Source organism: Pseudomonas sp. ZT5P21, assembly GCF_054897785.1.
In genome coordinates this window covers 1,101,429-1,116,141 of record NZ_CM142705.1, presented here as the reverse complement: position 1 = coordinate 1,116,141, position 14,713 = coordinate 1,101,429, and the positions used below count along the sequence as shown (strand labels likewise).

Genomic DNA, 14,713 nt, shown 5'->3' with positions numbered 1-14,713 from the left:
TTGAAACACAGCGATTCAGAGCAGCACCACGTCGTATTGTTCCTGGGAATACATGGTTTCCACCTGGAACCGAATGGTGCGTCCGATAAAACCTTCGAGCTCGGCGACGTTGCCTGACTCTTCATCCAACAGGCGGTCGACGACTTTTTGGTTCGCCAATACACGATAGCCCTCCGCCTGATAGGCGCGAGCCTCGCGAAGAATTTCGCGGAAGATTTCGTAGCAAACGGTTTCCGGAGTCTTGAGCTTGCCGCGACCCTGGCAGCTGCTGCACGGCTCGCACAGCACTTGCTCGAGGCTTTCGCGGGTGCGCTTGCGGGTCATTTGCACCAGGCCCAACTCGGTGATGCCGATGATGTTGGTCTTGGCGTGATCGCGCTCCAGTTGTTTCTCGAGCGTGCGCAGCACCTGACGCTGGTGCTCTTCGTCTTCCATGTCGATGAAGTCGATGATGATGATCCCGCCCAGGTTGCGCAGGCGCAGTTGGCGAGCGATGGCGGTCGCGGCTTCGAGGTTGGTCTTGAAGATGGTTTCTTCAAGGTTGCGATGGCCGACGAACGCCCCGGTGTTGACGTCGATGGTGCTCATGGCTTCCGCCGGGTCCACCACCAGGTAACCGCCGGACTTCAGCGGAACTTTGCGTTCGAGGGCTTTCTGGATTTCGTCTTCGACGCCGTAGAGGTCGAAGATCGGCCGCTCGCCCGGGTAATGCTCCAGACGATCGGCTATTTCCGGCATCAGTTCGGCGACGAACTGCGTGGTTTTCTGGAAGGTTTCCCGGGAGTCGATGCGAATTTTCTCGATCTTCGGGCTCACCAGATCGCGCAAGGTGCGCAGCGCCAGGCCGAGGTCTTCGTAGATCACGCTCGGCGCGCTGATGGTTTTGATCTGTTCGTTGATCTGATCCCAGAGCCTGCGCAGGTAGCGGATGTCCATAAGGATTTCATCGGCCCCGGCCCCTTCGGCGGCGGTACGCAGGATGAAACCACCGGACTCCTTGATGCCTTCCTTGGCCACGCAATCGGTCACCACTTGCTTGAGGCGCTCGCGCTCGGCTTCGTCTTCGATTTTCAGCGAGATGCCAACATGCGCGGTGCGCGGCATGTACACCAGATAACGCGAAGGGATGGAAAGTTGCGTGGTCAGGCGTGCGCCTTTGGAACCAATCGGGTCTTTGGTGACTTGCACCACCAGGCTCTGGCCTTCGTGAACCAGCGCGCTGATGCTTTCGACCGCGGGGCCTTCGCGCAGGGAAATTTCGGAAGCATGAATGAATGCGGCACGGTCCAGGCCGATGTCGACGAAGGCCGCCTGCATGCCCGGCAATACCCGTACGACTTTGCCCTTGTATATGTTGCCGACGATTCCGCGTTTTTGCGTGCGTTCGACGTGGACCTCTTGCAGGACACCGTTTTCAACCACCGCCACGCGCGATTCCATCGGCGTGATGTTGATCAGGATCTCTTCACTCATGGCAGGGTCTCGTTCAGGCATGTTCACGATTGTGGCCGCATCTTGTCAGTACGACGCTCAGCGCGCGTTAAGGGTTTGCCAACAGGGTATGCCGAAATGGCCGAGCAGCTCAGCGGTTTCGCACAACGGCAGTCCGACCACCGCCGAGTAGCTGCCATTGAGTCCGGCGACAAACACCGCGCCCAGTCCTTGAATGCCATAGCCACCGGCCTTGTCCCGAGGTTCACCGCTGGTCCAGTAGGCCACCGCTTCATTGAGATCGATGGGGCGAAAACGCACCAGGCTGCGCACAACCCGCGACTCGCAACGCTCACCGTCAAGCACGGCAATGGCGGTCAGCACTTCGTGCTCTTGACCGGCCAGCATCATAAGCATGGCGCACGCCTCGGCTTCGTCCAACGGTTTACCGAGAATTTTCCCGTTCAGCACCACGGCGGTATCGGCGCCCAACACGCAGAATGCTGCGTCGGACACGACCGCGCCGCGCCCGGCTTCGGCTTTGCCGCGTGCAAGGCGTTCGACGTAGGCCGACGGCGATTCATGAGTCAAAGGGGTTTCATCGATGTCAGCGCTGATGACGGAGAACGGCACGCCGATCTGCGTGAGCAGTTCACGCCGACGCGGCGAGCCTGAGGCCAGATAGAGCTGTTTCATCAAGACATCTCCCTGTTTAGTGCCCTGCCTCACAAATACTGTTCCTTTTTGGCGGCGGGCACCGATCAAGGGCAAATGCCTGACCGAATTAATTGATTTTGTAGCGTCGGCGCAAACCGCGCAAACCGAAGCTGATCCACGGCCAGAGCAACGCACTGACCAGTGCCGGCAAGACCAGCGCCAGCGTCGGTTGACGATTGCCGGTCAGGGCGCTAAGCCACAACTGAACGAGCTGCGCGAGGCCGAAGATCACCAGGATCACCAGGCTTTGCTGCCACATCGGGAACATCCGCAGCCGCTGTTGCAGCGACAGCACCAAGAAGGTAATGAGGGTCAGGATCAGCGCATTCTGACCCAGCAACGTGCCGTAGAGCACATCTTCGGCCAGGCCCAGGCACCACGCGGTGACCATGCCGACTTTCTGCGGCAAGGCCAACGCCCAGAACGCCAGCAGCAACGCCAGCCACAACGGGCGGAGAATTTCCATGAACTGCGGCAGCGGCGAAACGCTGAGCAACATGCCGATAGCGAATGTCAGCCAGACCATCCAGTCGTTTCGGGAAGCAGTAGCACCCACCATTATTCTCTTCCCCCAGTGGTCGCCGGCGCGGAGACAGGCGGTTTAGCAGCAGGCTTTACGACCGCGGGTTGCGTCGCCGGTGGTTTGGCGGCCGGTGCCGTCGCGGGCGGCTTGGCGGCGGCGGGATGTGCCACGACTGGTTTGGCCGGAGTCGCAGGCGCAGGGGCAACAGCAGGAACGGCCGGGGCAGCAGCAGGAACCATCAGGGCGGCAGGTTTCGGCACAGTGGCGGGAATGATGGGCCCGCCGCCCTGTGCGTCCAGGTTTTCCTGGGCCTGAGCAGCATCATTGGCGCGCTCTTCCGGTGTACGGGTGTCGCTGAACACCAGCAGCAAGTAACGACTGCGGTTCAATGCGGCCGTCGGCACGGCGCGAACGATGGCAAACGGCTGACCCGAATCGTGAATCACCTCTCTGACCGTTGCCACCGGGTAACCCGCCGGGAACCGCTGACCAAGGCCGGAACTGACCAGCAGATCGCCTTCCTTGATATCCGCCGTGTCGGCAACGTGACGCAATTCCAGGCGTTCCGGGTTGCCGGTGCCGCTGGCAATTGCCCGCAGACCGTTACGGTTCACTTGCACTGGAATGCTGTGGGTGGTGTCGGTCAGCAGTAGCACACGGGAGGTGTACGGCATCAACTCGACCACCTGCCCCATCAGGCCGCGGGCATCGAGCACCGGCTGACCAAGGACCACACCATCGCGCTCACCTTTATTGATGATGATGCGATGGGTGAAGGGGTTGGGGTCCATGCCGATCAACTCGGCCACTTCGACCTTCTCGTTGACCAGCGCGGAGGAATTGAGCAACTCGCGCAGCCGAACGTTCTGCTCGGTGAGGGCGGCAAGCTTTTGCATGCGCCCCTGCAACAGCAGGTTTTCAGTCTTGAGTTTTTCGTTTTCGGCGACCAGCTCGGTACGGCTGCCAAACTGGCTGGCCACACCTTGCCATAGCCGCTGCGGCAGGTCGGTGATCCAGTATGACTGCATCAGCACCAGCGACATCTGGCTACGCACTGGCTTGAGCAGTGTGAAGCGGGCATCGACCACCATCAGCGCGACCGATAGCACGACCAGCACCAACAAGCGCACGCCCAGTGAAGGCCCTTTGGTGAAAAGCGGTTTAATGAGCCGCTCCTCCCAGGCAAATGTTTTGTTTATTCATACGGCAGACCGGCGTGGATGCAGACTGACAGAAGATAAACGCCAACAGGCAGCACTGCAAAGTGCCGCCTGCGCGCTCAACAGCATAGATGCATCGGGCGAGATCACTCGCTCGACAGCAGGTCCATGGTGTGTTTATCCATCATTTCCAATGCACGGCCACCGCCGCGAGCAACGCAGGTCAGCGGGTCTTCGGCGACGATCACCGGCAGACCGGTTTCCTGGGCCAGCAACTTGTCGAGGTCACGCAGCAAGGCGCCACCACCGGTCAGTACCAGACCACGCTCGGCGATATCGGAAGCCAGTTCCGGAGGCGATTGCTCCAGCGCACTTTTCACCGCCTGAACGATGGTAGCCAGGGACTCTTGCAGAGCTTCCAGCACTTCATTGGAGTTCAGGGTGAATGCACGTGGAACGCCTTCGGCCAGGTTACGGCCACGAACGTCGACTTCACGAACCTCACCGCCCGGGTAGGCTGTACCGATTTCCTGCTTGATGCGCTCGGCGGTGGATTCGCCGATCAGGCTGCCGTAGTTGCGACGCACGTAGGTGATGATCGCTTCGTCGAAGCGGTCGCCGCCAACCCGTACGGATTCAGCGTAAACCACACCGTTCAGGGAGATCAGCGCGATTTCAGTGGTACCGCCACCGATATCGACGACCATCGAACCGCGGGCTTCTTCAACCGGCAGGCCGGCACCGATCGCAGCAGCCATTGGCTCTTCGATCAGGAACACTTCGCGTGCGCCGGCACCAAGGGCTGATTCACGGATGGCTCGACGCTCGACCTGAGTGGATTTGCACGGAACGCAGATCAGCACACGAGGACTAGGCTGCAGGAAGCTGTTTTCGTGAACCTTGTTGATAAAGTATTGCAGCATCTTTTCGCAAACGCTGAAGTCGGCAATGACGCCATCCTTCATCGGACGAATGGCCGCGATGTTGCCCGGCGTACGGCCGAGCATGCGCTTGGCCTCGGTGCCGACAGCAACGACACTTTTCTGGTTACCGTGTGTCCGAATAGCCACAACCGATGGCTCATTCAGGACGATGCCGCGCTCGCGCACGTAAATAAGGGTGTTGGCAGTGCCCAGGTCAATGGAGAGATCGCTGGAAAACATGCCACGCAGTTTCTTGAACATGGGAAAGGGACCCTAGGCAACGCGTGGGTAAAAAAGTGCGGCAAACTCTAACAACGACAGGGATTTTGGGCAAGGCGCCAATATGTTAAATTGGCCGCTTTTCTGTGCACCAACCCCCACAATCGCGGCCTTATGACCGTAGAAATGCGGTAGTGTTCCGACAATCTAACACACGGACGCCGTCCGTTCTGTTTTCCGCTGGAGAATCGCAATGGCGCTTGAACGCTCCGACGTGGAAAAAATCGCTCATTTGGCCTGCCTTGGCCTCAATGATGCCGATCTTCCACACATAACTTCGGCCCTGAACAGCATTCTGGGGCTGGTCGACGAAATGCAGGCGGTCAATACCGACGGTATCGAGCCGCTGGCCCACCCACTGGAAGCCAGTCAGCGCCTGCGTGCAGACGTCGTCACCGAGACCAATCATCGCGAGGCCTATCAGTCCATCGCACCAGCGGTCGAAAACGGCCTGTACCTGGTTCCGAAAGTCATCGACTAAAGGGAAAGAGCCTGCAATGCATCAATTGACTCTGGCCGAGATCGCCCGCGGACTCGCCGATAAAAAGTTTTCTTCCGAAGAGCTGACCAAAACCTTGCTGGCGCGTATCGCCCAGCTCGATCCTCAACTCAACAGCTTCATCAGCCTCACCGAAGACCTGGCGCTCCAGCAGGCGAAAGCCGCCGACGCACGCCGGGCCAATGGCGAGAGCGGCGCTCTGCTCGGCGCGCCGATCGCCCATAAAGACCTGTTCTGCACTCAGGGCATCCGCACCAGCTGCGGCTCGAAGATGCTCGACAACTTTAAAGCACCGTACGACGCCACCGTGGTTGCCAAACTGGCGGCCGCTGGCGCTGTGACGCTGGGCAAGACCAACATGGACGAATTCGCCATGGGGTCGGCCAACGAGTCGAGCTACTACGGCGCCGTGAAGAACCCGTGGAACCTGGAACACGTTCCGGGCGGTTCGTCCGGCGGTTCGGCGGCTGCGGTTGCGGCGCGACTGCTGCCTGCGGCGACCGGCACGGACACGGGCGGCTCGATTCGTCAGCCCGCGGCCCTGACCAACCTCACCGGCCTGAAACCGACGTACGGTCGCGTTTCGCGCTGGGGCATGATCGCTTATGCGTCCAGCCTCGATCAGGGCGGTCCTCTGGCGCGCACGGCCGAAGACTGCGCGATCCTGCTGCAAGGCATGGCCGGTTTCGACCCGCAGGATTCCACCAGCATCGACGAGCCCGTGCCTGATTACAGCGCCAGCCTCAACGGTTCGCTGCAAGGCCTGCGCATCGGCGTGCCGAAGGAATACTTCAGCGCCGGCCTGGACCCGCGCATCGCTGACCTGGTCTTGGCCAGTGTCGAAGAGCTGAAAAAACTCGGCGCCGTGATCAAGGAAATCAGCCTGCCGAACATGCAGCACGCGATTCCTGCGTACTACGTGATCGCTCCGGCGGAAGCCTCGTCCAACCTGTCGCGTTTCGACGGCGTGCGTTTTGGCCATCGCTGCGAAGATCCGAAAAATCTGGAAGACCTGTACAAGCGCTCCCGTGGCGAAGGCTTCGGTCCGGAAGTACAGCGCCGGATCATGGTCGGTGCTTACGCCCTGTCCGCCGGTTACTACGACGCCTACTACCTGAAGGCACAGAAGATTCGTCGCTTGATCAAGAACGACTTCATGACCGCCTTCAACGAGGTCGACATCATCCTCGGCCCGACCACGCCGAACCCGGCCTGGAAGCTCGGCGCCAAGAACAGCGACCCGGTCGCTGCGTACCTGGAAGACGTCTACACCATCACCGCCAACCTCGCCGGTCTGCCGGGCTTGTCCATGCCAGCCGGTTTTGTCGACGGTCTGCCGGTCGGCGTGCAATTGCTCGCCCCGTATTTCCAGGAAGGCCGCTTGCTCAACGTTGCGCACCAGTATCAGCAAAACACTGACTGGCACACCCGCACCCCAACCGGCTTCTGAGGAGAAACACATGCAATGGGAAGTCGTGATCGGGCTGGAGATTCACACCCAGCTCACCACCCGGTCGAAAATCTTTTCCGGTAGCTCCACCACTTTCGGTTCCGAGCCGAACACCCAGGCCAGCCTGGTTGACCTCGGCATGCCCGGCGTACTGCCGGTGCTGAACCAGGAAGCGGTGCGCATGGCCGTGATGTTCGGCCTCGCTATCGATGCCGAAATCGGCCAGCACAACGTATTCGCCCGTAAAAACTATTTCTACCCGGACCTGCCAAAGGGTTACCAGATCAGCCAGATGGAATTGCCGATCGTTGGCAAGGGCCACCTGGATATCGCACTGGACGACGGCACGATCAAACGTGTCGGCGTGACCCGTGCGCACCTCGAAGAAGACGCCGGCAAGAGCCTGCACGAAGAGTTCAACGGCGCCACCGGCATCGACCTGAACCGTGCCGGCACGCCGCTGCTGGAGATCGTCTCCGAGCCGGACATGCGCAGTGCCAAGGAAGCCGTGGCCTACGTCAAGACGATCCACGCACTGGTCCGTTACCTGGGCATCTGCGACGGCAACATGGCCGAAGGTTCGCTGCGTTGCGACTGCAACGTGTCGATCCGTCCGAAGGGCCAGGCTGAATACGGCACCCGCTGCGAGATCAAGAACGTCAACTCGTTCCGCTTCATCGAGAAGGCGATCAACAGCGAAGTGCGCCGTCAGATCGAGCTGATCGAAGACGGCGGCAAGGTGATCCAGCAGACCCGTCTGTACGATCCGAACAAGGACGAAACCCGTCCGATGCGCAGCAAAGAGGAAGCCAACGACTACCGTTACTTCCCCGATCCGGACCTGCTGCCGGTGGTCATTGAAGATTCGTTCCTCAATGACGTGCGCGCGACCCTGCCGGAATTGCCACCGCAAAAACGTGAACGCTTCCAGGAGCAGTTTGGCCTGTCGGTCTACGACGCCAGTGTGCTGGCGACCAGTCGCGAGCAAGCCGATTACTTCGAGAAAGCCGTAAGCATCAGCGGCGACGCGAAGCTGGCGGCCAACTGGGTGATGGTTGAACTGGGCAGCCTGTTGAACAAACAGGGCCTGGACATCGAGCAGTCGCCGGTTTCGGCCGAGCAACTGGGCGGCATGCTGCTGCGCATCAAGGACAACACCATCTCCGGCAAGATCGCCAAAGTGGTGTTTGAAGCCATGGCCAACGGCGAAGGCAGCGCCGATGAAATCATCGACAAGCGCGGCCTCAAGCAGGTGACCGACAGCGGCGCGATCTCGGCGGTGCTGGACGAAATGCTCGCGGCCAACGCCGAGCAGGTCGAACAATACCGCGCGGCAGACGAAGCCAAACGCGGCAAGATGTTCGGCTTCTTCGTCGGCCAGGCCATGAAAGCCTCCAAAGGCAAGGCCAACCCGCAACAGGTCAACGAACTGCTGAAAAGCAAGCTCGAAGGCTGATGAAAATGGAGCCAGCTCCAAAGACTGGCTCTGTTCCCTGTGGCGAGGGAGCTTGCTCCCGCTGGTCTGCGAAGCAGACCCAAATCGGTTATCGCATTCCTCCAGTAAGAATGTATCAGCCGATCTTGCGACCGCTTCGCGGCCGAGCGGGAGCAAGCTCCCTCGCCACATTCATTCCGGAAGCCTCTCAAATGAAGCGTCTACTTGGCACTTGCGCCCTGCTCTTTCTGCTGGCCGGTTGCGCCAGCACCGATGTTGTCGACCCGCACGGCTACGACCAGACAGGCGTGGCGTCCTATTACGGCGCCAGACACCAGGGCAAACGCACCGCCAGCGGTGAACGTTTCAACAAGAATTCCCTGACCGCCGCCCACCGCCAGCTACCCTTTGGCACGCGGGTGAAGGTCACCAATCTGAAAAACAACGAGTCCTGCGTCGTCCGCATCAACGATCGCGGGCCGCACACGCGCGGACGTTTGATCGACTTGTCTCACGAAGCCGCCGAGCAACTGGGCATGCTCCGCAGCGGCACTGCGCGAGTTCGCGTACAAGCACTCGACTGACCCACGGAGCGCCGACCATTTTCGGACTTGCCGACTTACCCCTGCTCAGCGTGATTGAACTGCTCAGCGGCCTGATTTTACTGATCGCCGGCGCCGAGCTGATGGTGCGCGCCGCCGTGCGCGTGGCCGCGCGACTGCACGTTCGCCCACTGATCATCGGTCTGACCATCGTCGCCCTCGGCAGCAGCGCGCCGCAGATGGCAGTCAGCCTGCAAGCCACCCTGGCGCAAACCCCCGACATCGCCGTCGGCAGTGTGATCGGCAGCAGCATTTTCAACATCCTCGTCACCCTTGGGCTCTCGGCGCTGATCATCCCGCTGCGGGTTTCGCGGCAACTGGTGCGTCTGGACATTCCGTTGATGATCGGCGCCAGCCTGCTGGTGTTCGTTCTGGCTTGGAATGAAGAATTGACCCGGATCGATGGCGTAATGCTGCTGATGGCGCTGGCGCTGTATCTGGGTTTATTGCTGCGACAGTCGCGGCACTCGGTCCGTCCGCAATCGACTTCCCACGAAGGCCCTGAAGTCCCGTGGTTCACCAGCTTGCTGATGATCGTCGCCGGCCTCGCGATGCTGGTGTACGCCGGGCACTTGCTATTGGGCGCCGCGGTGTCGGTCGCCACTGACCTGGGGTTGTCGGAAAGGATCATCGGCCTGACCATCGTCGCCGTCTGCACGTCCCTGCCGGAGCTGGCCACTTCGTTGATCGCTGCCTTGCGTGGTCAGCGCGACATCGCCGTAGGCAACGTGATCGGCAGCAACCTGTTTAACCTTTTGGGCGTGCTGGGCGTGACCGCACTGATCGCGCCGTCGCCGTTGTCGGTCTCGCCCAACGCGCTGGATTTCGACTTGCCGGTGATGCTCGGCGTCGCGACGCTGTGTCTGCCGGTGTTCTATTCCGGCTACCGGGTGACTCGCGCCGAAGGTCTGCTGTTCTTGGGTTTGTACCTGGCCTACGGTCTGCACGTGGTGTCATTCACTACTGGCATGCCATTGGCCGGTAAGCTTGAACACTTGATGCTGTTTTTCGTCCTGCCGGCTCTAGGGGCGTTTCTGTTGTTCACCTCGCTTCGCGCCTGGCGTCGCCAACACCACAAGAAGGAATTGCCATGACCGACGATAAAAGACCCGGCGTCGAAGTCCGCCGCCAAGTGATGGGCGACGCTTTCGTAGATCGCGCATTGGGCAATGCCACTGAGTTCACCCAGCCGCTGCAAGACTTCGTCAATGAACACGCGTGGGGCGCCGTGTGGAATCGCGAAGGTCTGCCGCTGAAAACCCGCAGCCTGATTACCCTCGCCGCGCTGACTGCGTTGAAGTGCCCGCAGGAGTTGAAAGGCCACGTGCGCGGTGCGTTGAACAACGGCTGCACGGTGGAAGAGATTCGCGAAGCGCTGTTGCATTGCGCGGTATATGCCGGCGTGCCGGCGGCGATCGATGCGTTTCGGGCAGCGCAGGAAGTGATTGATAGCTATCAGAAGCCAGAGTAAGTATTCAGACGTTGTAGTGACAGGTCTGCCGCCATCGCGAGCAAGCTCGCTCCCACAGGGGAATGCATTACAAATGTGGGAGCGAGCATGCTCGCGAGGAGGCCCTGGAGAACAGCAAAAATCCCGAGGTTAGATCCACCCACCCCACTGCAGCAAAAAAATCCCGAGATTGGTGGTCACCGCCGCCATCAACGTGGTGATCACAATGATCGCTGCCGCCAACTCATGGTTACCATTGGCCGCCCGGGCCATGACAAAACTGGCCGCCGCGGTCGGGCTGCCGAAGTATAGGAACAAAATCCCCAACTCCGCCCCGCGAAAGCCCCAGAGCCACGCGCCCAGCGTCGCCAGCACCGGCAAACCGATCATCTTCACCAGGCTTGAACTCAGCGCCATCGAACCGCTCTTGCGCATTGCCGCCAGCGACAGCGTGCCGCCGATGCAGATCAACGCCAGTGGCAACGTGGTTTGCGCCAGGTACTGACCGGACGTTTCCAGCCACCCCGGCAAACCAATCTTGAAATACGCAAACGGCGCCGCCGCGAACACGCTGATGATCAGCGGATTGATCATCACGCTTTTGCAGATGCTCCACGGATCGGACTTGATCACCGGGCTGTACACCGCCAACACAATGGTCGACAGCGTGTTGTAGAACAGGATCACCAGCGCCGCGAGAATCGCCCCGAGGGATATCCCGTAATCGCCGTACATGCTCGCCGCCAGTGCGAGGCCGATGACGCCATTGTTGCCGCGAAAGGCGCCCTGGGTGTAAATCCCCCGGTCTTCACGCGGACACTTCCAGATCGCCCAGCCCCAGGCGATGGCGAAACCCACCAGGGTCGCACTCGAGAAATAGATCAACAGCGCCGGCTGCAGCGCAGCGTGCAGGTCGGCATGCAGGATGCCCAGAAAAAGCAACGCCGGCATGGTGACGTTGAACGCCAGCGCCGACGCGGTGTGGATGAAGTTGTCGTTGATCCAGTCGATGCGCTTGAGCAGCACACCCAGAAATAGCATGGCAAACACCGGCGCGGTGATGTTCAGGGTTTCGAGGAAGATTGCCAGCATGCCGGGAGTTACCTTGGGTGGGCGTCGTTAGGGGGCTAATGATAAGCCACCAAGTCCCCTGTCGTCTGTTAAGCCGCCATCGCGAGCAAGCTCGCTCCCACATTTGATCTCCAGTGCTAATGCGATCAGTGTGGGAGCGAGCTTGCTCGCGATGCAGGTGACGCCGTATCAGGTGATCGGCGCGGGGTTGAACAGGGAGATGTCGTTATGCAGCTGGTGCCGCTCCGCCCACGTGTGCTTCTTGCCGCTGGCCACGTCCAGATAGTAGTGAAACAACTCCCAGCCAAGATCCTCGATCGAGGCCCGTCCGGTCGCAATCCGCCCGGCATCAATGTCGATCAGGTCCGGCCAGCGCTGCGCAAGTTCAGTCCGGGTCGACACCTTCACCACCGGAGCCATCGCCAACCCATAGGGCGTACCGCGCCCGGTGGTGAACACATGCAAGTTCATCCCCGCCGCCAGTTGCAACGTCCCGCAGACAAAATCACTGGCCGGGGTCGCGCAGAAGATCAGGCCTTTGCGCTTGAAGCGCTCGCCAGGACCCAGCACACCGTTGATCGCGCTGCTGCCTGATTTGACGATCGACCCGAGGGACTTCTCGACGATGTTGGACAACCCGCCCTTTTTGTTGCCCGGCGTGGTGTTGGCGCTGCGATCCGCTTCGCCCTTGGCCAGATAACGGTCGTACCAGTCCATTTCCCGCACCAGCTCCTGAGCGACTTCCTCAGTCTCCGCACGAGACGTCAGCAGATAAATCGCATCGCGCACTTCGGTGACTTCGGAAAACATCACTGTCGCACCAGCGCGCAGCAACAGGTCCGAGGCATAACCCAGTGCCGGGTTGGCGGTGATGCCGGAAAACGCATCACTGCCGCCGCACTGCATGCCAAGAATCAGTTCGGACGCCGGCACGGTTTCCCGGCGACGTTGATCGAGCTTCTTCAAACGGGTCTCGGCCAACGCCATGATCTGTTCGATCATCTCGGTGAAGCCGTGACTCGAATCCTGCAAGCGGTACAGCCACGGATCGCTCAAATCCACCGAGCTGTCGCCCTCGTGCATCACCTGCCCGGCCTGCAATTTCTCGCAGCCCAGGCTAATCACCAACGCTTCGCCGCCCAGATTCGGGTTGCGCGCCAGGTTGCGCACGGTGCGGATCGGGATGTACGCGTCGGTGGCCGTAATCGCCACGCCACAGCCGTAGCTGTGGGTGAGCGCCACCACGTCATCGACGTTCGGGTACGTGGGCAGCAACTCATCCTTGATGCGCTTGACGGCATGATCCAGAACGCCAGTGACGCATTGAACCGTCGTGGTAATCCCGAGAATGTTGCGCGTGCCGACGGTGCCGTCGGCGTTGCGATAACCCTCGAATGTGAAACCTTCCAGCGGTGCCTGCGCGGCTGGCACTTCGGTGGACAGCGGCAAGCTGTCCAGCGGTGGCGCGGTGGGCATGCGCAGTTGATCTTCCTTGACCCAACTGCCGCGCGGAATTGGTTGCAGCGCGTAGCCGATGGTCTGGCCGTAACGAATCACCTGGCCGCCCGCGGGGATGTCCTCGAGCGTGACCTTGTGGCTCTGTGGCACGAAGTCCACGGTGACCAGGCCATCCGCAAACTCGGTGCCCGCCGGTACGCCCTGATCGTTGACCACGACCACGACGTTGTCCCGCTCGTGCAGGCGGATGTAGCGCGGCGAGTCGGAATGTTCAATCAACTGCATGACGCCGCTCCTCAGGAATGCGCTTGTGACAATTTATGTGCTTCAGGACCGCTGACCGGTGGCTCTTTGAGCACCACACGTTTGATCGGACCGACGATCACCAGGTAGCTGAACACCGCGACCAGTGCGTTGCAACCGACAAACACCAGGGCCCATTTGAACGAACCGGTGGAGCTGATGATGTAGCCAATCACAATCGGGGTGGTGATCGAAGCGATGTTGCCAAAGGTGTTGAACAGACCACCGCTGAGACCGGCGATCTGTTTCGGCGAGGTGTCGGACACCACCGCCCAGCCAAGCGCACCGACGCCTTTGCCGAAAAATGCCAGGGCCATGAAGCCGACGACCATCCATTCAACATCGACATAGTTACACGCCACGATGCTGCTGGAGACCAGCAAACCCGCAATGATCGGCGCCTTGCGGGCAAAGGTCAGGGAATGGCCCTTGCGCAACAGATAATCGGAAATCACCCCGCCCAGCACACCACCAATGAAGCCGCAGATCGCCGGCAACGAGGCGATGAAACCGGCCTTGAGAATGGTCATCCCACGCTCTTGCACCAGGTACACCGGGAACCAGGTCAGGAAGAAGTAGGTGATGCCGTTGATGCAGTACTGGCCCAGGTACACACCGAGCATCATGCGGTTGGTCAGCAACTGGCGGATGTAGTCCCATTTCGGACCATCGGCCTTGGCGCCTTTGCCTTTGTCCTGGTCCATGTCGACCATGCCGCCGTTGTCGGCGATGTGCTTGAACTCGGCGTCGTTGATCATCGGGTGTTGGCGCGGGCTGTAGATCACCTTGAGCCAGATACCCGAGAAGACGATGCCGATCACGCCCATGACGATAAATACGTGCTGCCAGCCGAAGCTGTAGACGATCCAGCCCATCAGCGGAGCAAACAACACGGTGGCAAAGTATTGCGCCGAGTTGAAAATCGCCGAAGCGGTGCCGCGTTCAGCGGTCGGAAACCAGGCCGCCACAATGCGTGCGTTGCCGGGGAAGGATGGCGCTTCGGCCAGACCCACCAGGAAGCGCAGCATGAATAGCGCCACCACTGCCGTGGACATGCCGAACTCGCCGACATAACCCTGCAGCACGGTGAACAGCGACCAGGTGAAAATGCTCATCGCATAGATTTTTTTCGAGCCGAAACGGTCCAGCAGCCAGCCACCGGGAATTTGCCCGGCCACGTACGCCCAACCGAATGCGGAAAAGATATAACCGAGGGTGACCGCGTCGATGCCGAGGTCTTTTTGCAGGCTGGAGCCCGCGATAGCGATAGTGGCCCGGTCGGCGTAGTTGATCGTGGTCACCAGGAAAAGCATGAGCAGGATCAAATAGCGGACGTGAGTCGGCTTCTGGGTCGATTGCATGTAGATGTACTCCCACTGATTATTTTTATGCGGGTAATAACGATGTTTTTT

At 60.3% G+C, this 14,713-nt stretch carries 14 protein-coding genes; 6 read left to right on the top strand and 8 right to left on the bottom strand.

Annotated features, from left to right (window positions below):
- Positions 1 to 15 precede the first annotated feature (15 nt).
- The 5 genes from rng to mreB all read right to left on the bottom strand — a co-directional run bounded on the left by rng (position 16) and on the right by mreB (position 5,015).
- Positions 16 to 1,473, bottom strand: coding sequence for a ribonuclease G (rng, locus tag ACYZT9_RS05075; RefSeq protein WP_462008839.1), 1,458 nt, complete (start codon positions 1,471 to 1,473; stop codon positions 16 to 18).
- Positions 1,474 to 1,530: 57 nt separating this feature from the next.
- Positions 1,531 to 2,127: a Maf family protein gene (locus ACYZT9_RS05070; protein ID WP_462008838.1), complete on the bottom strand. Its 597-nt coding sequence runs from the start codon at positions 2,125 to 2,127 to the stop codon at positions 1,531 to 1,533.
- Between the two features lie 88 nt (positions 2,128 to 2,215).
- Complete coding sequence (gene mreD, locus ACYZT9_RS05065) at positions 2,216 to 2,707, bottom strand: rod shape-determining protein MreD (RefSeq protein WP_084318098.1); 492 nt, start codon at positions 2,705 to 2,707, stop codon at positions 2,216 to 2,218.
- Positions 2,707 to 3,837: a rod shape-determining protein MreC gene (gene mreC, locus ACYZT9_RS05060; RefSeq protein WP_462010155.1), complete on the bottom strand. Its 1,131-nt coding sequence runs from the start codon at positions 3,835 to 3,837 to the stop codon at positions 2,707 to 2,709. Before mreC ends, mreD begins: the two co-directional genes overlap by 1 nt.
- A gap of 140 nt (positions 3,838 to 3,977) precedes the next feature.
- On the bottom strand, positions 3,978 to 5,015 hold the full coding sequence (gene mreB / locus ACYZT9_RS05055) for a rod shape-determining protein MreB (RefSeq protein WP_002555108.1): 1,038 nt from the start codon (positions 5,013 to 5,015) through the stop codon (positions 3,978 to 3,980).
- Between the two features lie 211 nt (positions 5,016 to 5,226).
- Between mreB and gatC the strand changes: the two genes are divergently transcribed.
- The 6 genes from gatC to ACYZT9_RS05025 all read left to right on the top strand — a co-directional run bounded on the left by gatC (position 5,227) and on the right by ACYZT9_RS05025 (position 10,490).
- Entirely contained in the window at positions 5,227 to 5,514 is a 288-nt protein-coding gene (gene gatC / locus ACYZT9_RS05050; protein ID WP_007901429.1) for an Asp-tRNA(Asn)/Glu-tRNA(Gln) amidotransferase subunit GatC, read from the top strand.
- A 16-nt stretch (positions 5,515 to 5,530) separates the two neighbouring features.
- Positions 5,531 to 6,982, top strand: coding sequence for an Asp-tRNA(Asn)/Glu-tRNA(Gln) amidotransferase subunit GatA (gene gatA / locus ACYZT9_RS05045; protein WP_462008837.1), 1,452 nt, complete (start codon positions 5,531 to 5,533; stop codon positions 6,980 to 6,982).
- A 10-nt stretch (positions 6,983 to 6,992) separates the two neighbouring features.
- Entirely contained in the window at positions 6,993 to 8,438 is a 1,446-nt protein-coding gene (gatB, locus tag ACYZT9_RS05040; RefSeq protein ID WP_462008836.1) for an Asp-tRNA(Asn)/Glu-tRNA(Gln) amidotransferase subunit GatB, read from the top strand.
- 191 nt (positions 8,439 to 8,629) lie between these two features.
- Entirely contained in the window at positions 8,630 to 9,001 is a 372-nt protein-coding gene (locus ACYZT9_RS05035) for a septal ring lytic transglycosylase RlpA family protein (RefSeq protein ID WP_462008835.1), read from the top strand.
- A 50-nt stretch (positions 9,002 to 9,051) separates the two neighbouring features.
- The gene (locus ACYZT9_RS05030; protein ID WP_462008834.1) at positions 9,052 to 10,113 is read left to right on the top strand and encodes a calcium/sodium antiporter; all 1,062 of its coding nucleotides are present in this window, start codon (positions 9,052 to 9,054) and stop codon (positions 10,111 to 10,113) included.
- The gene (locus ACYZT9_RS05025) at positions 10,110 to 10,490 is read left to right on the top strand and encodes a carboxymuconolactone decarboxylase family protein (RefSeq protein ID WP_462008833.1); all 381 of its coding nucleotides are present in this window, start codon (positions 10,110 to 10,112) and stop codon (positions 10,488 to 10,490) included. The genes ACYZT9_RS05030 and ACYZT9_RS05025 overlap by 4 nt, the downstream gene beginning before the upstream one ends.
- A 129-nt stretch (positions 10,491 to 10,619) precedes the next feature.
- Here ACYZT9_RS05025 and ACYZT9_RS05020 read toward each other — a convergent pair whose 3' ends face one another.
- From ACYZT9_RS05020 to ACYZT9_RS05010, 3 genes are all read right to left on the bottom strand, one after another.
- Positions 10,620 to 11,561: an AEC family transporter gene (locus ACYZT9_RS05020; RefSeq protein ID WP_462008832.1), complete on the bottom strand. Its 942-nt coding sequence runs from the start codon at positions 11,559 to 11,561 to the stop codon at positions 10,620 to 10,622.
- Between the two features lie 168 nt (positions 11,562 to 11,729).
- Positions 11,730 to 13,283: a galactarate dehydratase gene (garD, locus tag ACYZT9_RS05015; protein WP_462008831.1), complete on the bottom strand. Its 1,554-nt coding sequence runs from the start codon at positions 13,281 to 13,283 to the stop codon at positions 11,730 to 11,732.
- An 11-nt stretch (positions 13,284 to 13,294) separates the two neighbouring features.
- Positions 13,295 to 14,662, bottom strand: a complete 1,368-nt coding sequence (locus ACYZT9_RS05010; protein WP_462008830.1) for an MFS transporter — start codon at positions 14,660 to 14,662, stop codon at positions 13,295 to 13,297.
- Positions 14,663 to 14,713: the final 51 nt, after the last annotated feature.

Coding starts and splice junctions, on each gene's coding strand:
- mreB (WP_002555108.1), bottom strand. CDS start 5,015: ATGTTCAAGAAACTGCGTGGCATGTTTTCCAGCGATCTCTCCATTGAC.
- ACYZT9_RS05010 (WP_462008830.1), bottom strand. CDS start 14,662: ATGCAATCGACCCAGAAGCCGACTCACGTCCGCTATTTGATCCTGCTC.
- rng (WP_462008839.1), bottom strand. CDS start 1,473: ATGAGTGAAGAGATCCTGATCAACATCACGCCGATGGAATCGCGCGTG.
- ACYZT9_RS05025 (WP_462008833.1), top strand. CDS start 10,110: ATGACCGACGATAAAAGACCCGGCGTCGAAGTCCGCCGCCAAGTGATG.
- gatA (WP_462008837.1), top strand. CDS start 5,531: ATGCATCAATTGACTCTGGCCGAGATCGCCCGCGGACTCGCCGATAAA.
- gatC (WP_007901429.1), top strand. CDS start 5,227: ATGGCGCTTGAACGCTCCGACGTGGAAAAAATCGCTCATTTGGCCTGC.
- garD (WP_462008831.1), bottom strand. CDS start 13,283: ATGCAGTTGATTGAACATTCCGACTCGCCGCGCTACATCCGCCTGCAC.
- ACYZT9_RS05020 (WP_462008832.1), bottom strand. CDS start 11,561: ATGCTGGCAATCTTCCTCGAAACCCTGAACATCACCGCGCCGGTGTTT.
- ACYZT9_RS05035 (WP_462008835.1), top strand. CDS start 8,630: ATGAAGCGTCTACTTGGCACTTGCGCCCTGCTCTTTCTGCTGGCCGGT.
- mreD (WP_084318098.1), bottom strand. CDS start 2,707: ATGGTGGGTGCTACTGCTTCCCGAAACGACTGGATGGTCTGGCTGACA.
- ACYZT9_RS05070 (WP_462008838.1), bottom strand. CDS start 2,127: ATGAAACAGCTCTATCTGGCCTCAGGCTCGCCGCGTCGGCGTGAACTG.
- gatB (WP_462008836.1), top strand. CDS start 6,993: ATGCAATGGGAAGTCGTGATCGGGCTGGAGATTCACACCCAGCTCACC.